Annotated in this window: 16 protein-coding genes; 12 read left to right on the top strand and 4 right to left on the bottom strand. The window is 59.2% G+C overall.

Annotated features, from left to right (window positions below; genetic code table 11):
* The first annotated feature begins 354 nt into the window (after window positions 1–354).
* The 5 genes from I2E45_RS06060 to I2E45_RS06040 all read left to right on the top strand — a co-directional run bounded on the left by I2E45_RS06060 (window position 355) and on the right by I2E45_RS06040 (window position 4,691).
* Complete coding sequence (locus tag I2E45_RS06060) at window positions 355–1,377, top strand: hypothetical protein (RefSeq protein WP_195445017.1); 1,023 nt, start codon at window positions 355–357, stop codon at window positions 1,375–1,377.
* A gap of 307 nt (window positions 1,378–1,684) precedes the next feature.
* Window positions 1,685–2,113, top strand: coding sequence for a galactose-6-phosphate isomerase subunit LacA (gene lacA / locus I2E45_RS06055; RefSeq protein WP_006234830.1), 429 nt, complete (start codon window positions 1,685–1,687; stop codon window positions 2,111–2,113).
* 63 nt (window positions 2,114–2,176) lie between these two features.
* Window positions 2,177–2,701 carry a galactose-6-phosphate isomerase subunit LacB gene (gene lacB, locus I2E45_RS06050; protein WP_195445014.1) on the top strand — a complete coding sequence of 175 codons (525 nt, stop codon included), beginning with the start codon at window positions 2,177–2,179 and terminating at the stop codon, window positions 2,699–2,701.
* A 119-nt stretch (window positions 2,702–2,820) separates the two neighbouring features.
* On the top strand, window positions 2,821–3,702 hold the full coding sequence (locus I2E45_RS06045) for an aldose 1-epimerase family protein (RefSeq protein ID WP_195445012.1): 882 nt from the start codon (window positions 2,821–2,823) through the stop codon (window positions 3,700–3,702).
* Between the two features lie 53 nt (window positions 3,703–3,755).
* On the top strand, window positions 3,756–4,691 hold the full coding sequence (locus I2E45_RS06040; RefSeq protein ID WP_195445009.1) for a hexose kinase: 936 nt from the start codon (window positions 3,756–3,758) through the stop codon (window positions 4,689–4,691).
* Window positions 4,692–5,020: 329 nt separating this feature from the next.
* Here the strand turns inward: I2E45_RS06040 and I2E45_RS06035 are convergent, their stop codons facing one another.
* Window positions 5,021–6,649 carry a UDP-glucose--hexose-1-phosphate uridylyltransferase gene (locus I2E45_RS06035; RefSeq protein ID WP_229058860.1) on the bottom strand — a complete coding sequence of 543 codons (1,629 nt, stop codon included), beginning with the start codon at window positions 6,647–6,649 and terminating at the stop codon, window positions 5,021–5,023.
* The gene (locus I2E45_RS06030) at window positions 6,640–7,845 is read right to left on the bottom strand and encodes a galactokinase (protein WP_195445006.1); all 1,206 of its coding nucleotides are present in this window, start codon (window positions 7,843–7,845) and stop codon (window positions 6,640–6,642) included. Before I2E45_RS06030 ends, I2E45_RS06035 begins: the two co-directional genes overlap by 10 nt.
* A 383-nt stretch (window positions 7,846–8,228) precedes the next feature.
* Here I2E45_RS06030 and I2E45_RS06025 point away from each other — a divergent pair, with 383 nt between their 5' ends.
* The gene (locus I2E45_RS06025) at window positions 8,229–9,215 is read left to right on the top strand and encodes a LacI family DNA-binding transcriptional regulator (protein WP_195445003.1); all 987 of its coding nucleotides are present in this window, start codon (window positions 8,229–8,231) and stop codon (window positions 9,213–9,215) included.
* A 129-nt stretch (window positions 9,216–9,344) separates the two neighbouring features.
* Window positions 9,345–10,505: an FprA family A-type flavoprotein gene (locus tag I2E45_RS06020; protein ID WP_195445001.1), complete on the top strand. Its 1,161-nt coding sequence runs from the start codon at window positions 9,345–9,347 to the stop codon at window positions 10,503–10,505.
* A gap of 64 nt (window positions 10,506–10,569) precedes the next feature.
* On the opposite strand, the gene I2E45_RS06015 is transcribed toward I2E45_RS06020, so the two are convergent.
* Entirely contained in the window at window positions 10,570–11,373 is an 804-nt protein-coding gene (locus tag I2E45_RS06015; protein ID WP_195444998.1) for a DeoR/GlpR family DNA-binding transcription regulator, read from the bottom strand.
* Between the two features lie 335 nt (window positions 11,374–11,708).
* On the opposite strand from I2E45_RS06015, the gene I2E45_RS06010 reads away from it, so the two are divergent.
* Window positions 11,709–12,566 (top strand): class II fructose-bisphosphate aldolase, encoded by an 858-nt coding sequence (locus I2E45_RS06010; RefSeq protein WP_022095149.1) that lies wholly within the window; start codon window positions 11,709–11,711, stop codon window positions 12,564–12,566.
* 701 nt (window positions 12,567–13,267) lie between these two features.
* On the opposite strand, the gene vsr is transcribed toward I2E45_RS06010, so the two are convergent.
* Complete coding sequence (gene vsr, locus I2E45_RS06005) at window positions 13,268–14,257, bottom strand: DNA mismatch endonuclease Vsr (RefSeq protein WP_195444996.1); 990 nt, start codon at window positions 14,255–14,257, stop codon at window positions 13,268–13,270.
* Between the two features lie 249 nt (window positions 14,258–14,506).
* Here vsr and I2E45_RS06000 point away from each other — a divergent pair, with 249 nt between their 5' ends.
* From I2E45_RS06000 to I2E45_RS05985, 4 genes are all read left to right on the top strand, one after another.
* On the top strand, window positions 14,507–15,292 hold the full coding sequence (locus I2E45_RS06000) for an ABC transporter ATP-binding protein (RefSeq protein ID WP_006234847.1): 786 nt from the start codon (window positions 14,507–14,509) through the stop codon (window positions 15,290–15,292).
* Window positions 15,282–17,504, top strand: coding sequence for an ABC transporter permease (locus I2E45_RS05995; RefSeq protein ID WP_195444994.1), 2,223 nt, complete (start codon window positions 15,282–15,284; stop codon window positions 17,502–17,504). Before I2E45_RS06000 ends, I2E45_RS05995 begins: the two co-directional genes overlap by 11 nt.
* A 310-nt stretch (window positions 17,505–17,814) precedes the next feature.
* Window positions 17,815–19,254 (top strand): APC family permease, encoded by a 1,440-nt coding sequence (locus I2E45_RS05990; protein WP_195444992.1) that lies wholly within the window; start codon window positions 17,815–17,817, stop codon window positions 19,252–19,254.
* 285 nt (window positions 19,255–19,539) lie between these two features.
* On the top strand, window positions 19,540–20,745 hold the full coding sequence (locus I2E45_RS05985) for an agmatine deiminase family protein (protein WP_195444989.1): 1,206 nt from the start codon (window positions 19,540–19,542) through the stop codon (window positions 20,743–20,745).
* Window positions 20,746–21,034 lie beyond the last annotated feature (289 nt).

Genomic DNA, 21,034 nt, shown 5'->3' with positions numbered 1-21,034 from the left:
CCTGCCATGCATTTGATCCTTTGAGGATGGAAGAAAACGGGTCATTAGGTTTGCTGCGGTGCCGACTCGGCCTGTCGGTTACAAAACTATGCCGGTTTACTACGATGAATCGCATTCTTTCAACTATGGAAAGAACGGCGTTATCAAAGCCGCAGGTAGAAAGCTTGTCATTTTCTGCTAATAGCAAATGTGGTCGGTCCTATCGGTTTTACCGTAGTAAACCGGCATAGTTTTGAAATGGCACTATTCGACTAGCAGCGTTATGGAGCTTCTGCACGCCCTCACGTTCGGTTTTTCGCTGGGGGGGGGGTATACTTCCATCCGCAATACAGGCCGGAATGAGGAGGTATCCAAATGCCGGGCAACGGATTGATTCAAAAGGGAGACGTGCACGAGATGGCTCATGGGCGTCCTGTCCAGATAACCGAGCACACGACGGTAACCGAGCTGCAGCCCAGTCTGTCCGATGTCGTGTGCGCAAACAAAAAGCTGCAGATTGGCTTTATCGTTGCGCTCGTGGTGCTGGCGTTGCTGTCGGGCTTTGTAGCTCGTCCGCATTTCGCCGACACCAAAACTTGGGACTCCACCATCGAGGTCATCGATCAAAAGAAAGGCAACGTACTGGCGCTCACGGCTTCATGCGTTGCTCTATCTGCGGGCATTACCGCGCTACCTGGTGATACGGGAACGCCGGTTGCCGAGCAACTCGCACAGCTTTCGGGCAACCTTGGTATCGTGCTTGCCGTGCTATACCTAGAGAAATATTTGCTCACGATTTTGTGGTCGGTTGGCTTGGGCATCCTGATCCCGTTTGCGCTGGTGCTCTTTGCAGTGTCGCTTGGTATTCACGGACGCTGGAGTACGAGCGCCGTCCTGCGCCGTGTGGCGACGCGCGTGCTGGTGGTCGCCATGATCGGAATGGCCTTGGTGCCTGCAAGCGTATGGGTGTCGCAAAAGGTCGACGAAACGTATCGCGTAAGTATTGAGCAGGCTGAACAAAAGGCTGCGGACGCGGCCGACACCACGGACAAGTCAGCCGAGACCAGCTCAAAATCGAACAAGAAAAAATCCGAGGCCACGGAGTCCAAAAACGTGCTTGAGCAGTTGACTGATGGGGCCTCGAACCTGGTCACGTCGGTGACCAGCGGCGCCAAGCAGATGACCGATGAGATCGTGCAGCAGGTGACCGACCTCATCGAAGGCGTCATCGTGATGATCGTGACCTCGTGCGTTATCCCGCTGCTGGTGCTCGTGGCGTTCCTATGGCTAGGACACGTGCTGCTGGGGATTGATATTTCCGGCCCGGCGAACTATTTGACGGGCCGCTTTCTGAGTGCTCCGTCCAAGCACGCCAAGAAGGGCAGGCAGTCTGAGTAGGCGGCAAAGCGTTCTTTGGAAGATCAACTGTAAGAAGGGCGGCCGAGACACGTTCTCGGCCGCCCTTTTGTTTGTTGAATACGCGGTCGCTACGTCCGCGCCGGGTCCAGACGGTCGGCAATCATCCGTGAACGGTATTTGTTCAAAAAAGAACAAAGATAAACAAATAGTTGTTGCAGTTAATGTTTGAATGTGTTCAAATAAACATGAACAGTGAAGAACCGCACATTCAGATGCCCGGACCTGAACGCGATTCAACACTTCCAAACAGAAACTACGCACCTGCGTATCTCTCAAGGAGGATGTCATGAGGGTTGTAATCGCTTCCGATGCCGACGGTATGTCGATGAAGGAGTCCATCAAGGAGATGCTCATCGCCGACGGTCACGAGGTCGTCGACTATTCCGAGACCCCTGCCGCGGACTTTGTCGATTCCGCGACCGCCGTTGCCAAGGACCTGCTGGAGCACAAGGATTCCCAGGGCTTCGCATTCGATAAGTACGGCGTCGGCTCCTATATGGCCGCCGTCAAGATCAAGGGCATGGTCGTCGCCAACATTTCCGACGAGCGTTCCGCCTACATGACCCGCGAGCACAACGGCTCGCGCATGGTCACCATGGGCCCGGGCGTTGTGGGCACCGAGGTCGCCAAGAAGATCGCCCGCGAGTTCCTGCGTGCCCAGTACGCCGGCGGCCGTCACCAGATCCGTGTCGACATGCTCAACAAGATGGCCTAACGAGAGCCACCGAGAACTCGAACTTCTACCTCAACTTGTGAATTCAGACGAAAGGACGTTCTGATGAAGAAGACCATCGCAATCGGTTGCGACCATATCGTTACGGACGAGAAGATCTATCTGGCCGACCGCTTGGAGCAGGCTGGCTACAAGGTGCTCGACTGCGGCACCTACAGCCACACCCGTACGCACTATCCCATCTACGGTAAGGCCGTGGGCGAGGCCGTTGCCAGCGGCAAGGCCGACTTTGGCGTGGCCCTGTGCGGCACCGGCATCGGCATCACCAACGCCGTCAACAAGGTTCCCGGCGCCCGCTGCGCCCTGGTTCGCGACATGACCTCTGCCCTGTATGCCCGTCGCGAGCTCAACGCCAACATCGTGGGCTTTGGCGGCAAGATCACCGGCGAGTTCCTGATGGCCGACATCATGCTTGCCTTCCTGGAGGAGCCCTACGACAAGACCCCCGAGCACGATGCCCTGATTGCCAAGATTGATGCCTGCAATAAGGCCGACGCCGAGGCTCAGGCCAACCCGCACTTCTTTGACGAGTTCCTCGAGAAGTGGGACCGCGGCGAATACCATGATTAGCGGGTATCCGGCGTAATTAACTAGTCCGTTGACGGCTCGCGTTTCTGTGAGGGGGCGCGGGCCGGTTTTCTATCAGCCCTATTGACTTGGCGGGCTGTCGTAAGAAAGGGAAGGCTCCTATGGAGTTTGTTCTTGATAACGGTTCTATCCGCGTAGCACTGAGCACGGCGGGCGGCTCGTTCACCTCAATTGTGGCCGACGGTCGTGAGTACCTGTGGCAGGGTGACTCGGCGGTCTGGTCGGGCCAGGCACCCATTTGCTTCCCGATCTGCGGCGGCCTTCGTGATGGTCACGCAATGACCATGGGCGGCCGCGAGGTTAAGCTCGCCCGCCACGGCTTTGCTCGCAAGCAGGAGTGGAAGCTCGAGGAACAGAGCGACAACATGGTTGCGCTGAGCCTAAGCTCTGCCGACCATGCCGAGTTGCTCGAGCAATACCCGTATCCGTTTAAGATCGTTGCTCGTTACACGATCGATGCGGCAAAGGTGGCCGTTTCGTACGAGGTGACCAATGAGGGCACCGAGGATATGCCGTTCTTTGTGGGCGGTCACCCCGGCTTTAAGTGCCCGCTCGACGAGGGCGAGTCCTACGACGACTACGAGCTTCGATTTGAGCAGCGCGAGGCCGCCGAGCTCTGTACTGCCGTTCCCTCGACGGGCCTGATTGATGTTGAGCATCGCAGCAAGAACCCGATGGTTGGCCATGACCTGCCGCTGACCCACGAACTCTTCAACTTCGCCGAGACCATCTTTGATGTGCTCGAGAGCCGTGTGGTTACGCTGACCAAGAAGACCGAGGACAAGGGCGTGCGCCTGACGTTCCCCGATATGCCGTACCTGATTGTGTGGAGCAAGCCCGAGGGCGACTTCGTGGCCGTGGAGCCGTGGGGTGGTCTGTCCACCTGCTCCGACGAGGACGATATTCTGGAGCACAAGCGCGGCTGCCTGGTGGCCAAGCCGGGGGAGACCGTCATCCGCGGTTTTGAGATCGAGATCCTTTAACGAGCTATCGTATGTTTGGGGCGGGTCATGCTGCCCCGGAACAGGAGTTCAACATGATTCTGACCGTTACCATGAACCCGTCGATTGATACGCGCTATCAGCTCGACAAGCTGATCATCGACGATGTTAACCGTGTGACGCCCGAAAAGACCGCTGGCGGCAAGGGCCTCAACGTGAGCCGCGTGCTGCTGCAGCTAGGCGACGATGTGCTCGCGACCGGTCTGCTCGGTGGCCACATGGGTGCCTATATGGCCGAGCTCATGGATGCCGACGGCGTCAAGAACGACTTTGTGCCTATTGCCGGCGAGACGCGTATCTGCCTGAATATCCTGCACGAGGGCAATCAGACCGAGCTGCTGGAGAGCGGCCCGCAGATCGCCCCGGCAGAGCTGGAGGCCTTTACGGCCAAGTTTACCGAGCTCGCTGCAAAGGCTGACGTCGTGACGCTTTCGGGCTCGCTGCCGCGTGGCGTCGATGCCGGCTACTATGCCGAGCTCGTCAAGATCGCCGAAGAGGCGGGTGCCAAGGTGCTGCTCGACACCTCGGGTGCATCGCTGGAGGCCGCGCTGGAGTCCGACGCTAAGCCCGAGCTCGTAAAGCCCAACCTGACCGAGATTAACGGCCTGCTGGGTACGTCCTTTACGACCGACGATGTCGATGCCCTGCGCGAGGCGCTTGCCGCCGATGGCCGCTTTGCCGGTATCCCCTGGGTCGTCGTTTCGATGGGCGCTGCCGGTTCGGTGGGCTTCCATGAGGGTCGCGCGTTCCGCGCCAAGACGCCCGCGATTGCGGCTGTGAACGCGACGGGTTCCGGCGACTCGACCATCGCCGGCTTTGCGCATGCCATCGCTGCTGGTGCCGACGACGTCACGGTGCTCAAGACTGCCAATGCCTGCGGCAAGCTCAACGCCATGGATCCCAAGACCGGCCACCTGGTCATGGACCGCTGGGACGAGGTCTACAACAGCGTTGTCGTGACTGAACTGTAGGGTTACGCGGTTTTACCAAACGCCGTAACGGCTCAACGCTGCAAACGCCCCTAAGCGGCAATCTGACGTTCAATCGTCGGGCATGACCAGAAGGTCAATGCCCTCCTCTTTCACGTCACCTTGCTCGCTTAGGGGCGTTTTCGCTGACAATGCCAAGACATCGGCGTTGCCTTGGTCGCAAGTAGTCATTGGGGATGTTCTTGTTTGACTAGTCGTTTAAGAACGTCCCCAATGACTAGCCAATAAAACGGCGCCCGCTGGCGATGTTGCCGGCGGGCGCCGTTGTCGCGTAGTCGCTATTCGTTGAGTGTGTGCGTTCGAGCTCGCTGCTACAGCGAGTTGATGAAGCGCTGCTGGGCGGCGCGGCCGGCTTCGTCCCACTTGAAGACGCCGGCGTTGTCGAGCACGTGGCCAAACACCACGCCCACCTCCTCGTGCAGGATGTCGATGGCGTTGTCCGCCGTAAGCTCGTCGGCGCGGCGGGCAAAAACATCTTCGGCCCATGCGGCGTGGCCGCGGCAAAGGTCGTCGCCCTCGAGCGCGCTGGCAAGGTCGTAGCTGGCATCGGTCTTGGCCGCCAACAGGTGCTCACGGACAGCGCCGAGCTCGGGAACCAAGCGCGGCGGCAAAATGGCCAGGCCCATGACCTCGATCAGGCCGATGTTCTCCTTTTTAATATGGTGATACTCGGCATGCGGGTGGAATACGCCCAGCGGATGCTCGTCGGTCGTGATGTTGCAGCGAAGCGCGAGGTAAGCCTCGTAGATCTCGCCGCCGGCGTTGCCGCGGGAGTCAACGCGGCGGATGACAGGCGTCACAGTATTGTGCGCCACGCCGTCGGCTGTGTGCGCGATGACGCCAACCGACTCATCGGTCCACTCGCGCCAGGCAAGGATAATCTTCTCGGCGGCGTCGAGCAGCTGGGCGCGGTCGTGCGAGCGCAGTCGCAGTACCGAGAGCGGCCACTGCAACACGGTACCGCTGACCTGGTCAAAGCCGGGCACGTTAAAATGCGAGACTTCGGTGGCATGCATCATGGGGAACTCGTGCGCGCCGCCCTGGAAGTGGTCGTGCGACAGAATCGAGCCGCCCACGATGGGCAGGTCGGCGTTGGAGCCAATAAAGTAGTGCGGGAACAGGTCGACAAAGTCGAGCAGGCAGGTCAGCCCCTTGCGGTCGACGTGCATCGGACGATGCTCGGAGCTCATGGCAATGCAGTGCTCGTTAAAGTACGCGTACGGGCTGTACTGGAAGCCCCAGCGCTCGCCGTTGAGCTGGATGGGGATAACGCGCAGATTCTGGCGGGCGGGGTGGGCGCCGCCGTCGGCTGCAGCGGAGCGTCCAGGGTAGCCCTCGTTTTCGATGCACAGCTGACAGGCGGGATACTTCTCGCCCGTGTTTTTGGCGGCACCGGCCGTGGCAATATCGCGCGGGTCCTTCTCGGGCTTCGACAGGTTGATAGTGATCTCGAGGTCGCCCCAGTTGGTGGGGGTGCTCCATTTGATATTGCGCGCGATGGCGGCGCGGCGCACGTAGCCGGCATCACAGCACAGACCATAGAACCAGTCGGTCGCGGCGCGGGGCTCGTTGACGCCCATGCGTCCGTTGAACTCCTCGTTTACAACCGAAGGCCTTGGCATGAGCGCGCCCATGATGCGCATGGCGATGCGGTCGCGGCCCGATGCCGTGTCCTCGGCGGCGCCGTTGGCAACAGCCGCCTCGGCAAGCGCGGCAAGTGTGCCTTCAAGGTCAAAGTTGGGCAGGGTGTCGGGGTGCAAGAGCGAGAGTTTTTCGACCTGGAGCGCCCAGGCCATGTCGAGCGCCGGGCCCGTAGCACCGATGCACTCGAGAATGGTGTTATACGCCCAGATGCGATCGTCCTGGCCGATCATCGATCGGTGGATAGCGTACTCGATCAGGTTCTGCGCGGCCTCGCGCACGTCAGTCATTACAGCCATGCCGCGTAAGCCCCCTTGTCAGAAATTGCGTAGTGGCGGGCAGAGCCCTCGCCCAGCCAGCCGTTCATCTTGGTGATAAAGGTGTCGACCAGGTCGAGCGGCACGAAGGCCTGGATGGTGCCACCAAAGCCGCCACCGTGGATACGGACGGCGCCACGGCCGTCGAGCACGTGCTCGGCCAGTGCCAGGGCATACATCGAGGGCTGCTCGGAGCCCAGCTTGGCAACGACATTCTGTAAGTACATGGCAGAGCTGGCGCCGGACTCGCGCGTCAGGACCAGGAACTGATCGATGTCGCCGGCGTTCAGGGCGGCCCAGCGCTTATCGACCAGGCCGTTTTCGTACCAGTAGTGAACGGCGCGCAGGCAGGCGCGGTCGCCCAGCTTGGCGCGCAGCTCGGGGAGCTTGGCGTCAAAGTCCGCCACGTTTACCTCGCACAGGCGTGCCTTGCCAAACTCGGCAGCGACGTCCTGCATCTCGCGCGGAACGGCGGCGTAGTCGTCGGTGGCGGCCACGTGGTCGGCACCGACCTTAACGAGCACGAGCGCATAACCGTGATCCTCAAAGTTGAGCTCGAGCTTCTGGGTTTTAGGCTGAGCCTGATCCTCAAAGTCCATGTAGGCGAGGCCGCCCAAGCAAACGGCGGCCTGGTCCATCAGACCGCAGGGCTTGCCGTAATAGTTGTTCTCGGTGCGCTGGCTCATCTGGGCGAGCGCGACGGGCTCGATGGCGGGTGCGTCCCAGAGCGTCTCCATGGCGCGACCGTATGCCGCCTCGACAGCAGCGGAGCTCGAAAGACCGCCGCCCGAGGGGACGGAGCAGGTGAAGGCAAAGTCGAAGCCCTGGGGCTCAACGCCCAGAGCAGCGATTTCGTGGGCCATGCCGCGGACGAGGCTCGCGGACGTGCCCTTCTCGGACTCCTGAACGTCTAGCGTGTCGAGCGCGATTTCAAACGTGGGATAGCCCTCGTCGGCTACGCGAACCTTGTTGGAATCGGTTGCCACGGCGATGCCGTCGACGGCGACATCGAGCGAGCCGGCGATAACGTGGCCACCCTCGTGGTCAGTGTGGTTGCCGCTGATCTCGGAGCGGCCGGGCGCGTGCACGTAGAGCACCTGGCGGTCGCCGATGGGGCCAAACTCCTCCTCGAACAGCTTGGTGAGCGTGGCGAATGTCTTTTCGTCGGGGGTGGTCATGGGAGTCCTTTCCTTGGCGCGCCCGGGTGGGTTTTGCGTCGTTATGAGTACGTTAACAACTTAAAGCGGCATGAACCAAGTGTTCACGATACCGCACGTTACGGGCTATGTTAACGTACCCATAACACATCGCTTGTCACTTTTTGAGAATCTGGTAATCGGTAGAAATTCAGCCGTGAACGGTACTGCCGTATGGACTTATAAAGCAGAAGAGATGCAGATAGAAAAAGTAGAGTACGTTAACATGCGTCCGACGATAGTGGGCCTCGGCGCGGGGTGTGTTTCTGCCCGGGCCGGCATACACGCTATTCAGATTTCGCAAGGGTGAAGGTGATTCTGTGGTAAGGCGCCCGTCCAACGATACAGGTACGCGTCCGGTATCCATGGCTGACGTTGCCCGCGCTGCCGGTGTTTCGCAGCAGACGGTTTCGCGCGTTGCCAACGGCTTGCCCAACGTTAACGAGCAGACGCGCCAGCGTGTGCAGGCCGCTATGCAAGAGCTCGGCTTTCGTCCGAGTTATGCCGGTCGCTCGCTGCGCGACGGTCGCTACCATTCGGTCGGCCTGTGCGTCAACGATGTCACCAAGTTTGGCAACCTCTCAATGATCGACGGCATCGCCAGCGCTGCTCGCGAGCATAATTGCGCCATCACGCTGGTCGAGATGTCCAAGACCGAGGAGTTTTCGCTTGCCGAGGCCACGCGTCGTATGGCCGCGCTGCCCGTGGACGGCATCATTATCGGCATGAGTCGCATGGCTCCCGATTTTGAGACGTTTGATCCACTGCCGGGCATTGGCACGGTCATCGTTACCATGTACGCACATCCGCGCGTGACCACGGTCGATTCCGACCATTACGGCTGCTCGCTGTTGCTCATGGATCACCTGTTTGAGCTGGGACACGAGCAGATTCGTTATATCGGCGGCCCGTCGTTCTCGGTCGACGAGCAATTTCGTCGCGCCGGTTGGCAAGATGCACTCGAGCGTAAACGCATCGAGCCGGTAGAGCCGCTCGAGGGTGACTGGTCTGCCAACAGCGGCTACGAGGCCGGCAGGTACCTGGCCGAGCACGATCGCACCATGACGGCAATCTATGCGGCAAACGATCAGATGGCAAATGGCGCCATCGCTGCATTGCGCGATAGCGGCTTGCGCGTGCCCGAGGACGTGAGCGTGGTGGGCGTCGATGACTCGCTCGACGACTTTGTGGCACATAACGAGCTCACGACCGTTCGATTCGACTTGCATCAGCGTGGGCGCGAGGTATTCGAGCATGCGGTTCCCGAGGCGGGTACGGCGGGCAAAACCGTTGCCATTCGTATTCCCGGCCAGCTCATTATTCGACATACCACGGCAGCTCCGCACGCATAGTTTGTGCAGGTAAACGGCGCTTTATCGCATTTCAATAACAATCGGTAAGGATGCCGGCAGATAGCTGTGGCTCTAAAGGCGAGTGTTATGATAGACGGGTTCTTTTGTCTATCTAGGAGGCTTTGCCTGATGGAGATCACCAAGGATATCCGCTACATTGGCGTCAACGATCACGACATTGACCTGTTCGAGGGCCAGTACGATGTGTCCGAGAACGGTATGGCATATAACAGCTACGTTATCTTGGGCGATAAAATCGCTGTCGCCGATTCGGTCGACGCTGACTTTGTCGACGAGTGGCTCGGCAACCTCGAGGCCGTGCTCGATGGTCGTACGCCCGACTACCTGGTTGTCCATCACATGGAGCCCGATCACTCCGCCGGTATCGCCGCCTTTATGGAGCGCTATCCCCAGGCGCAGATTGTGGCAAGCATGGGCGCTTTCCGCATGATGGTCAACTACTTTGGCACCGACTTCCCCGAGCGCAAGATGGTCGTCAAAGATGGCGACGTGCTCGACCTGGGCGGCCACAGCCTAACCTTTGTCGGTGCCCCCAACGTGCACTGGCCCGAGGTGCTCTTCTCCTACGAGTCCACCGACAAGGTGCTCTTTAGTGCCGACGGTTTCGGCAAGTTTGGCGCCAACGACATCGAGGATCCCGAGGGCTGGGCTTGTGAAGCGCGCCGTTACTACTTTGGCATCGTGGGCAAGTTCGGCAAGTTTGTGCAGGCCGTGCTTAAGAAGGCCGCCAATCTGGACATCCAGATTATTTGCCCGCTTCACGGTCCTGTTCTTAGCGAGAACCTGGGCTATTACCTCGACACCTACAACACCTGGTCGAGCTATCAGCCCGAGGACGAGGGCATCACGATTGCCTATGCGAGTGTGTATGGGCATCTGAAGGCTGCCGTTGAGGAGCTCGCATCTGCGCTCGAGGCCCGCGGCCAGAAGGTCTCCGTCTTTGACTTGGCTCGCGATGATATGGCTGAGGCCGTTGAGGACGCGTTCCGCTACGACCGCCTGGTGCTCGCCTCCATCACCTATCAGGGCGAGATCTTCCCGTTCATGAGCACCTTTATCCATACGCTTGCCGAGCACGCCTATCAGAACCGTACGGTTGCGCTCGTCGAGGCCGGTTCCTGGGCGCCTGCCGCTGCCAAGGTTATGACCAAGGAGCTCGAGGGCATGAAGGACATCGCCCTGACGCAGAACAAAGTGACCGTCATGGGTTCGCTCAACGACGCATCGCGCGCCCAGATCGAGGCCCTCGCCGACGAGCTTTCCAAGTAGCGATATTTCGCTTTTAACGCTCAACCACCACAAAGGGGACAGGCACCTTTGTGGTGGTTTTTGTTTAAGCGCCAGCGATGAGGAGATTTGGGCGGGCGTCGTCGACGATCTCGGCGATTGAGGTGGCGACGGCATGATCGGGGTCACGGTCCATCACGATGGTGTCGACATCTGCCAGCTCGGCAAAGCGGTACATGCCGCGTCCGTTAACCTTGCTGGCGTCCATGAGGGCGACGCTTTGATGGGCTGCGGCGATCATAGCCGTTTTGGTCTCGGCCATTTGGGGAAAGTCGGTCGTAAAGCCGCAGCGGGGGACAAAAGCGCCGGGGCACATGACGGCAAGGTCGGCGTGGACCATTTGGAGCGCCTGCATGGTAAGTGGACCGTACAGATAGCGATGACCTTTGCGCAGTGCCCCACCCAGCATGACGACATCGACCGAGGGCATGCTCTCGTCGATGTAATCGGCGATGGTAATGTCGGCCGTGATGACGGTGATGCCGTCGCGCTGATCGAGGAGCCGGACGAACTCGAGCGCCGTGGTGCCCGAGTCGACAAGCAGCGTGTCGCCATTGCCGACGAGCTCGATGGCGCTTTGCGCGATGGCCTGCTTGGCGGCGACATTGACGTTGATGCGGCGATCCTGGGTGGATACGGTCAGTCGCTTCTGGAGAGACACGGCGCCACCATGCGTGCGGCGCAACTTGCCGGACTCGGCGAGCGCGTCCAGGTCGGCGCGGGCGGTAACGGAGGACACGCCAAAGGTCTGGGCGATTTCTGCCACTTGCACCGAGGCGTTATGTTCGAGCATTTCCATGATGGCGGAACGACGCTCATCGGCGAAAGCTCGGGTTGTCGCATGGGCCATAGCTGCTCCATTCTCAACCGAAATTTGCAGGAATTGTGTTGAGTCTATTTTCGTTCATTTTCTTTTTGAGTAAGAAAACGCCTTTCGATTACTTATCTTTTCTATAAAAGAAAGACGCTGAACGCCCAAAATTCAATATCGAATACGCCCACTCGGCTCCAATTCCTTCCGTTTACTTTTCAAAAACGACTGTATTGACCTGCATGGGCTCAATATCTCGCACATGCAAAGCCGCTGAATTTCATACAATGGACGCAGCAAAACGCAAGGTAAAACGTCTTGCGGACACGTACGCCCGATGTCCAGATGCGGGCGAGGGAGAGGAGCAAACGCTCATGGCACTTGTTACCACCGAAAAGATGCTCAAGGACGCTCAGGCCGGCCATTACGCCGTTGGCGCGTTCAACGTCGAGAACCTCGAGTTTGTTATGGCCGTTCTGGCCGCTGCCGAGGAGACCAAGTCCCCCGTCATCATGCAGACCACTCCGGGCACCATCAAGACCGCTGGTCTGGACTACTTCTACGGCATGGTCAAGGCTGCCGCCGAGCGCGCTTCCGTGCCCGTCGCTCTGCACCTCGATCACGGCGATGGCTATGACCGCTGCATGCAGGCTTTCCGCACTGGCTACACCTCTGTCATGATCGACGGTTCGCACGAGTCCTTCGAGGACAACATCGCCCTGACCAAGTCCGTCGCCGACGCTGGCCGCGCCATGGGTGTGCCCGTCGAGGCCGAGCTTGGCAAGGTTGGCGGCAAGGAGGACGACGGTCCCGCGGTTGAGGGCGAGAGCCCCTACACCGATCCGGCCGAGGCCAAGGAGTTCGTCGAGCGCACCGGCTGCACCTCGCTGGCCATTGGCGTTGGCACCAGCCACGGCGTGTACACGAGCGATCCTCACATCGAGCAGTCCGTGGTCAAGGCCATCCGCGACGCCGTCGACGTGCCGCTGGTTCTGCACGGCACTTCCGGTGTGCCCGATGAGCAGGTCGCCGAGGCCGTGAAGAACGGCATCTGCAAGGTCAACTACGCCACCGAGCTGCGTCAGGCCTACACCAAGGGCTTCATGGCCTACATGGCCGAGAACCCTGCCTGCTTCGATCCCAAGAAGCCGGCCAAGGAGGGCATGCGTGAGATCACCGAGCTGGTTAAGATCCGCATGACCAACCTCAACTCTGTGGGCAAAGCAGAGTAACAGCAAGGGTACTCTGATCCCACCGGGCCGTCCGGAAACGGAAAAGGGCCTATCTCTCAGAACGTCCTCGGACATGTCGGAAGCCCCGCTGCGCGCTACGCGCTGCGGGGCTTCCTCCGTCCTGCGGAATGTTCTGAGAGATAGGCCCTTTTCCGTTTCCGGACGGCCCTGCTCGATCGCCCTTGTGGCGTTGGGGCGGAAATGGGTGGTGCGCGAGGGGCGCTTTGTTGATGAGGGGTTAGTATGCCCGGGCTTGGTTGGGGAATGACTTGTTTAGGGATGCTTGGAGCTTTTCGAAGGATGCTCGCAGGTTGAGTTCCTGGTCGGTTGAGCGTTTGGCTTTTGTGGTGGGGGAGTCGAGGAGGCCGTTTCTCTGTGTCGGGGGGAAGGAGAAAAGGTCTGCATGTTTTAGGGATGGCTGCCGTGCTACGGCATTGGAAGAATGCATGCTTATGCGGCCTCCTCGATGTCCACCAAAAGATTGCGCTCGGGGTATGCTGCTAGGTCCCGTGCGTTGGCAGTATTATGCCGCGGCTGCTGCAAAGAAGCGCTAAAGAAAGGCTTAACCTGGTTTGGTGTTACGATGAAACTGCAGGTCAGAGGCATTGAGTAACACTCTTGAAAGGTTGGGAGCTTAAGGGCTTTCTAAGGTTTGTGACGTGGATGTGGCGCAGACGTGCGGAGCGTGTGAATGCTCGCTGTTAGCGCTGCGGCTCTGCGTCTCGCACCTGCTCGATGACCTTTTCCATCGTGGCGTCGATGCGGTCCTTTTTGAGCTCACATTCCCAGATGGTTATGGGCGTCCAGCCCATTTGAATGAGTGCTGCCACGGCAGCGCGGTCGCGCTCGACGTTGCGGCGAAACTTTGCCTCCCAAAACTCAACGTTGCGCTTGGGCTGGCTAGGGTTGCATTTGGGGCAGCGGTGCCAAAAGCAGCCGTTGACGAAGATGGCGATCTTGCGGCCGGGGAAGGCGATGTCGGGTTTTCCGGGCACCTTCCATTCCAGACGGTACCCCGTAAGGCCTGCGGCGCGCAGGCGCTGTCGTACGAGCAGCTCGGGCTTGGTGTTGGCGCGTTTGTTGCCCTTCATGGACTTTTTGATGGCGGCGCGACGGCGGACCAGTTCGCGCTCGTCAGCGGAGAGGTCCGAGGTATCGATGCCGTCGAGCAGGCCGGGCTTGGGACGCTTCTTGCTGCGGCGCTTGGCTTTGCGCTTGGGTTTGGTGGCGGGCTCGTCGGCCGTGGCGGCGTCGGCATCTTTGGCAGTGCTGTTGGCCTTAAGCCGGTCTTCCCTCAACTCAATCAGAGCATCGATAAGCCCTTTGTCGGCGGGCATCCACTCAACGGTGGCAAGCGAGGTGCGCGGAATCCAGCGGATATCGAGCTGGCGGTCGTGCTTCTGGGGCTCATCAGATTCATCGGCGAGCGAGCAGTAGTAGCACTCCATCGAGAGATGAAAATCGGGGTAGTCATACTCAACGGTGTAAAAATCGCGCAGGTTGGTGACTTTTACCTGCAGCTCTTCCATGAGCTCGCGGCGTACGGCGTCCTCGGGCGACTCGCCGCGCATGAGCTTGCCGCCGGGAAACTCCCAAAGTCCCTGCATGTCGCCGTAGCCGCGCTGCACGGCAAGCAGCTCGTCAGATCCTTCCTTGCGAATGATCCCAGCGGCAACATGAACAGTCTTCAACAGGAGTCCTCTCTCAACATCAACAAGTGGCAGGGTAGTCTTTTTGGGACGGGGCTTTTTTAGCTGCCCTATGTCAAATGCAGCCTCATGCTTCGAAGGCTTCGGATGGGGTAGCTAAAAAAGCCCCGTCCCAAAAAGACTACCCGTACCTTACATAACGGTAAGGCAAGCGTAAGCCATATCGATGGTAGCCGACTCGTCTTCTTGCGACTATAGATGCCGTAGACTAATCGCAAGAAAGGACTCGGTATGCAAACCACGCACATGGCGACCCCAGTACTGGAGGTCGCGCATCTCGAAAAGGTATATGGGGCGCTGGGCAACGTGACCCGCGCGCTCAACGACGTCAGCTTTACCGTCAACCGCGGTGAGTTCGTGGGCATCATGGGCGCTTCGGGCTCGGGCAAGTCGACCCTGCTCAACTGCGTGTCGACCATCGATAGCGCCACGAGCGGCACCATTCGCATCAACGGGCAGGACGTTACGCGCATGAAGCAGGCTAAGCTTTCGCAGTTCCGCCGCGAGGAGCTCGGCTTTATCTTCCAGGACTCCAACCTGCTCGATACGCTCACGGCACGCGAGAACATCGCCCTGCCGCTCACCATCGCCCGCACAAACTCTGCAGAGATCTCGACCCGCGTGCAGGATGTGGCCGCGCGTCTGTCCATCAGTCAGGTGCTCGACAAGTATCCCTACCAGATGTCCGGCGGTCAGCAGCAGCGCGTTGCCGCGGCTCGCGCGCTCGTCACCGACCCAACCATGATCATGGCCGACGAGCCCACCGGCGCCCTCGATTCCAAGAGCGCTCGCCTGCTGCTCGAGAGCCTGGAGGCCCTTAACCGCCGCCTACGCGCCACCGTGCTCATGGTCACGCACGACAGCTTTGCCGCCAGCTACACGAGCCGCGTGCTGTTCATTCGCGACGGCAAGATCTTCACCGAGCTGCGCCGCGGCGACACCGACCGCCGAGAGTTCTTCGACCGCATTATGGAGGTCGTTGCCATGATGGGCGGTGAGGGCTCCGATGCTCTGTAAACTCGCTTGGGGCAACGTCCGCCGCGCCGGCCGCGACTACCTCGTCTACCTTTTGACGCTCACCCTGGGCGTCACGGTCTTCTATGCCTTTAACACCATCTCGATGCAAGTCGACATCGCCGGCATCGATGAAAAGGGCTTGGCGCAGGTTATGGGCAGCATGCTCGGCGACCTGACGTACTTTTTGGCCGGTGTCATGGCCTTTTTGATGGTGTATGCCAATAACTTCATCATGAAACGCCGCAAGAAGGAGTTTGGCCTGTACCAGGTGCTCGGCATGGGGCGCGGGCGCGTCGCCACGATCATGGCGCTCGAGACGGTGATTGTCTCGGTCGTGGCCTTTGTCGCCGGCATTGTGCTGGGTGTGGGACTCTCCCAGCTCATGACGTTCTTTACGGCCTCGCTCTTTAAGACGCAGATCGCCAATTTCCACTTCTTTTTCTCGGTGCATGCGTTCAATCTGACCCTTGCCTGCATGCTCGTAATGTTTGTGCTCACGCTACTGCTGAACCTTCGCGCCGTGCGTCGTACCAAACTCATCGAGCTTATGGGTGCCGAGCGTCGCAACGAGAGCATCAAGACACGCAACCCCTGGATTGCGATTGCCATCTTTGCCGTGGGCGTGGTGCTTGTGGGCGTGGCCTATTACCGTCTGCTACGTGATGGGTTCCCGCTAACCGCGACGGACAGCAAGCTGCAAGAGGCCATGAACCAGTTTGGCATTACGACCGCTATGGTTACCGTGGGCACCTTTGCCCTGTTCTGGGGACTCTCGGGCATGCTCATCAAGCTGCTGCAGAGCCTGCGCGGCGTGTATTGGCGCGGCCTCAACATGTTTACCGTGCGCCAGCTTGCGGCCAAGGTCAACACGGTGTGCTTTTCGATGGGCGTCATCGCGATGCTCCTGTTTTTGGCCATCACCTCGGTGACGTGCGGTATGTCGATTGCCAACGTGATGAACGAAAACCTGGAGCGCTATAACCCTGTAGACGTGTCTCAGACGTATGTCTATTACACGCCCGATACGCTCGACTACTACAAAGAGTACATCAATCCGTCTGAAGCCGATCGCATGGTGCTGGCCGATAGTACGGTCGATTTGTACTCCGCATGGCACGGCGATCCATGGCACGGCGATCGTAAGGGCAAGTCGGCGGACAACAACGACGAGACCGGCAAGAAGGTCAATATCGCCGATGTTGCCGGTGAGCATGTGCAGATCGATTCGTATCTGAGTTACCCGCTTGGCGGTTCGGATCCTTCGGTGACTCCAAGTGAAATGTGCAAGGCCATGGGCGAAAAGCTTCCCAAGGCGTTCGGGGGTAGCAATGCCGATACGATGGGTCTGTTTGTGACGCCGGCGAGCCAGTACAACAAACTGCGTCAGATGATGGGCGAGGAGCCGGTGCACATCGGTCACGACCAGTATCTGCTCACGTGTGATATGGGCGGCGAGCTGGTCGACCTGTACACCAAGTATATGGCTGGCGGCCATGCCCTTACCTTGGGCGGGCATACGCTCAAGCCCGCAACCGATAAGTCGGACGAAGATGCGGCGGCCATCGCCAACTCGGCGATGGGCAGTAATCCGGGTACCGTCGTCGTTGCCGACGAGCTGTTGTCCCAGCTTAATCTGCAGCCGTATTCCAGTAGCCTGCTCGTTAACTACAAACAGGGGATGGATACGACCGAGGCAGACGAGAGTATTAAATACACTGTGCTCGACAATCTGCTCGTTGACGGCAAGGAGTCGGGGTCGTGGGGAACCTTCATCACACGCTCCGAGATGTACACGCAAGCAGCGCAAATGAACGGTCTTATTAGCTACCTAGCCATCTACATCGGCTTTGTATTGGTCGTTGCATGCGCGGCGATTCTGTCGATCCAGCAACTCTCCAACGTGGCCGACGGCAGCCGCAGCTATCGTGTGCTGGCACAGATCGGCTGTGAGGACCGCAAGATTTGCCATTCGGTGATGGCGCAGCAAGCGGTATTCTTCCTGTTCCCGCTGGCAGTGGGCCTGGCGCACTCCTTTGTGGCACTTAAGGTGATCATCGAGCTGGTGAGCATTTTCGGAAATATGAGCATCGGCGGCACCGTGGGCCTCACCTGTGCAATCTTCCTGGCAGCATACGGTGGCTACTTCCTGGTGACCTACCTCATGAGCACCGGCATGGTGCGAGCCGCCATCGCCACCCGCTACAGCGAGTAACTCGTTCAGCTTGGAATTATCGTAGGTTGAGCATAGGTCAGCGAAAACGCCCCTAAGCGAGCAAGGTGACGTGAAAGAGGAGGGAAGCGTACTTTTGGTACGCGACCGACGATTGAACGTCAGATTGCCGCTTAGGGGCGTTTGCAGCGTCGAGCCGTTACGCGGTTTGGTAAAACCGCGTAACTTCATCGTAGAAGCACGTTTGCGGGCGGCGGATGCTCGTCTCCTGTCGCCCGCTCACCGAGGCCCGGCAATTGCCTTAATATCTTAAGGACCTCGATTTGTCCAAGACTGAGCGAAGGAGCTCATCATGAGCGACGGAAAGAAAAAGCTTTCCTTCTTGACGGTCATCTCGACCATCATCTGCGTCGTCTTCGTTTGCGAGGCCGCCGCACCTGCTGCTGCCATTGGCAACCAGCAGTTCTTCTGGTGGATCTTCCTGATTCTGACCTTCCTGCTCCCCTATGGCATGGTCGTTGCCGAGCTCGGCACTACCTATGACGGTGAGGGCGGCATTTACGACTGGGTACGCGATGGCCTGGGCGACAAGTGGGGCGCCCGCATTTCGTACTACTACTGGGTTAACTACCCGCTGTGGATTGCCTCGCTGGCCACCATGTTCCCTGACATTTTGGGTATGGTCTTTGGCGTCGAGTTCAATCTGATTGCCAAGATTGGTATCGACCTTGCCTTTGTGTGGATCGTCTATCTTATGGGTCGCTCCAAGGCTGCCGACTCCGAGTGGGTCCTGAACGGCGGCGCCATCATCAAGGTTGCCGTTGCCGTTATCGTCGGCGCTTTGGGCATCTGGTACGCCATAGAGAACGGCTTTGCGAACGATATGTCCGCTGCCACCTTCTTGCCCGAGCTCACCAACACCAACGCGCTTGGCTACCTGTCGATCATCATCTTTAACTTCATGGGCTTCGAGGTCATCTGCACCATGACCGACGATATGGCCGATCCCGCTCGCGATATCCCCAAGGCTATCATCGTTGGCGGCCTGTCTATCGCCGTGATCTACCTGTTCGCTGGTTTTGGCATCGGCGCTGCTGTGCCGGCCGATTCCATCGATCCCGACTACGGCATGATCTACGCTGTCCAGACCATGGTGGGCGACTCCATGATCTTTAAGATCATCTGCATCGCCTTCCTGATCACCCTGTTTGCCAACATGGCTGCTTGGTCCTTTGGTGTCAACTCCGTTGCTCGCTACGCTGCCGAGCACGGCAACATGCCCAAGGTCTTTGCCTCGATGATCTCGGATGACGATATGCCCAACGGCGCCAACCTGGTCAACGCCATCGTTGCCTCCCTGGTGCTGTGCCTGCAGCTGGTTCCCATTGACGCCATCTCCAACGGTGTTTTCTGGATGCTCTTCGGCACCTCCGTCGTCTTTCTGCTGCTCACTTATATCCCGATGTTCCCGGCGTTCCTCAACCTTCGCAAGAACGACCCGAACCGCGAGCGCATCTTCACGTTCCCGTTTAAGGGTGCCATGATGAAGGTCATGCTGGCTATTCCCTGCATCGAGCTGATTCTGGCTATCGTTGCAACGCTGATTCCGTTCTCTGTCGATGAGATTGGCGATAAGGTCCCGATGATCGTTATCTTCATCGTGCTTTTGCTTATTGGCGAGGTTGTCCGCGTCGTCAGTGCTAAGGGTCGCGAGACCGAGTACAAGGGTCTCACCCCCGAGCTGGCTGCTCAGCGTCTCGCTGAGGAGGCCGCCGAGGCCGAAGAGGACTAGAGCACCCGGATTCGGGGCTCCAACCCTCCTCGCTACTTGACCATTCCCCGGGGTGGGTGTGAACGATAGCTCTGGTAACCACCGCCCGCCCCAATCTCTCTTCCGTATCCTTCGTGCGTTTTGTCTCCGCGCGCCAGGTTACGTCGTCGCTTGCCGGTGCGACTCCGTGAAAACCGGCGCCGGGCGCCCCGACCTTTGCCGGGGAACGGGCGTCCGCCACCTCTTGGTTTTAGGCTGCGGGTAACCCGCCTGCAGCAAGCGATCGTTCGATTTGGAGGAAATCTTATGCGTACGATCACCGAGTCCGAGTCCACCCCTAGGGCCGACGGCTACTTTATGCCTGCTGAGTTCGCTCCGCAGGATCGCGTGTGGATGGGCTGGCCCCATCGCACCGATACCTGGGCCCATGGCGCCAAGCCGGCTCAGAAGCAGTATGCCGCCATCGCTCGCGCTATTGCCGAGTTCACTCCGGTTACCATATGCGTCAATCAGGCCGACTACGCCAACTGCAAGGCCGTCTTTGAGGAAGACGAGAACGTTACCGTTATCGAGATGACCACCGACGACGCTTGGTTCCGCGACACCGCTGCCACTTTTGTTATCAACGGCAAGGGCGATAAGCGCGCCAACCACTGGCACTTCAACGCTTATGGCGGTCTTGTCGACGGCCTGTACTTCCCGTGGGACAAGGACGAGCAGATCGCCCTTAAGATGGCTGAGCTTTCCGGCTGTCGTCGTTATCGTCCCGATGACATGATCCTCGAGGGCGGTTCCATCACCGTCGACGGCGAAGGTACCGTGGTCGTGACCGACCAGTGCCTGCTTTCCCCGGGCCGCACCTGCTCTGCGGTTCTGGAGGAGGAAGAGGATCCCGAGTCCATCTGGCCCAAGTTCAAGAGGAAGTTCGAGCCCTGGAGCGAGGAACTTCGCGCCTATATGGACGAACACCTCAAGGATTATCTGGGTGTCGAGAAGGTCATCTGGGTCAAGGAGGGCATCGACTCCGAGGAGACCAACGGTCACATCGATGACGTCGCCACGTTCATCGCTCCGGGCGTCATGGCCTGCATCTGGACTGACGATCCCGAGTATCCGTTCTACGAGCAGTGCCATGCTGTCTACGAGACCCTTTCCAACGCCGTTGACGCCAAGGGCCGCAAGATGAAGGTCTACAAGCTCTGCATGCCTGTGAACCCGCTGTTCATGGACCAGGCTTCCTGCGACACCATCGACGCCGACGAGAACGCCGAGCCGCGCGTTGCCGACGAGCCGCTGATCGCCTCCTACATGAACTACCTGGTCACCAACCACGGCGTTATCGTCCCGCAGTACGGCGACGAGAACGATCAGCTTGCCGTTGACACGCTCCAGAAGATCTACGACGAGGTCTGGGGCGAGGGCGTCTACAAGTGCGTCGGCGTTCAGTCCGAGCAGGTCGTCTTCGGTGGTGGAAATATCCACTGCATTACGCAGCAGGAACCGTCCGCTTAATCGTCCGGCTTCCCGAGGCACCCCATCTCGCCGCTCAAACCGTCGCTCGCGTACCAAAGTACGCTTCGCTCCTCTCTCGCGGCGACCTGGGGCACCTCGGAAACCCAGCCGGTCAAGCGGACCGACGTAGCTAGTTACCGCATTAGTCATTGGTGCCAACCTTGGCAACAATGCAGGTCGAAAAAACGTCAGACACTATGACCCAATCCGAGGGCACTAAAAAGATAGGAGCCCCCGCTCGTGACCGCGGGTCGGGGCTGCGACAATGATGTTGAAGTGCCATAGGCGC

This window comes from Collinsella aerofaciens (genome assembly GCF_015555045.1).
GTDB classification, from domain to species: domain Bacteria; phylum Actinomycetota; class Coriobacteriia; order Coriobacteriales; family Coriobacteriaceae; genus Collinsella; species Collinsella aerofaciens_W.
This window is presented reverse-complemented; position numbering and strand designations above follow the sequence as displayed.

Bases quoted from the DNA above. Each gene is read 5' to 3' on its own strand.
- I2E45_RS06000 (WP_006234847.1), top strand. From the start codon at position 14,507: ATGCAAACCACGCACATGGCGACCCCAGTACTGGAGGTCGCGCATCTC.
- I2E45_RS06025 (WP_195445003.1), top strand. From the start codon at position 8,229: ATGGCTGACGTTGCCCGCGCTGCCGGTGTTTCGCAGCAGACGGTTTCG.
- lacB (WP_195445014.1), top strand. From the start codon at position 2,177: ATGAAGAAGACCATCGCAATCGGTTGCGACCATATCGTTACGGACGAG.
- I2E45_RS06010 (WP_022095149.1), top strand. From the start codon at position 11,709: ATGGCACTTGTTACCACCGAAAAGATGCTCAAGGACGCTCAGGCCGGC.
- I2E45_RS05995 (WP_195444994.1), top strand. From the start codon at position 15,282: ATGCTCTGTAAACTCGCTTGGGGCAACGTCCGCCGCGCCGGCCGCGAC.
- I2E45_RS06040 (WP_195445009.1), top strand. From the start codon at position 3,756: ATGATTCTGACCGTTACCATGAACCCGTCGATTGATACGCGCTATCAG.
- I2E45_RS06060 (WP_195445017.1), top strand. From the start codon at position 355: ATGCCGGGCAACGGATTGATTCAAAAGGGAGACGTGCACGAGATGGCT.
- I2E45_RS05990 (WP_195444992.1), top strand. From the start codon at position 17,815: ATGAGCGACGGAAAGAAAAAGCTTTCCTTCTTGACGGTCATCTCGACC.
- I2E45_RS06015 (WP_195444998.1), bottom strand. From the start codon at position 11,373: ATGGCCCATGCGACAACCCGAGCTTTCGCCGATGAGCGTCGTTCCGCC.
- I2E45_RS06035 (WP_229058860.1), bottom strand. From the start codon at position 6,649: ATGGCTGTAATGACTGACGTGCGCGAGGCCGCGCAGAACCTGATCGAG.
- I2E45_RS06045 (WP_195445012.1), top strand. From the start codon at position 2,821: ATGGAGTTTGTTCTTGATAACGGTTCTATCCGCGTAGCACTGAGCACG.
- I2E45_RS05985 (WP_195444989.1), top strand. From the start codon at position 19,540: ATGCGTACGATCACCGAGTCCGAGTCCACCCCTAGGGCCGACGGCTAC.
- I2E45_RS06030 (WP_195445006.1), bottom strand. From the start codon at position 7,845: ATGACCACCCCCGACGAAAAGACATTCGCCACGCTCACCAAGCTGTTC.
- lacA (WP_006234830.1), top strand. From the start codon at position 1,685: ATGAGGGTTGTAATCGCTTCCGATGCCGACGGTATGTCGATGAAGGAG.
- I2E45_RS06020 (WP_195445001.1), top strand. From the start codon at position 9,345: ATGGAGATCACCAAGGATATCCGCTACATTGGCGTCAACGATCACGAC.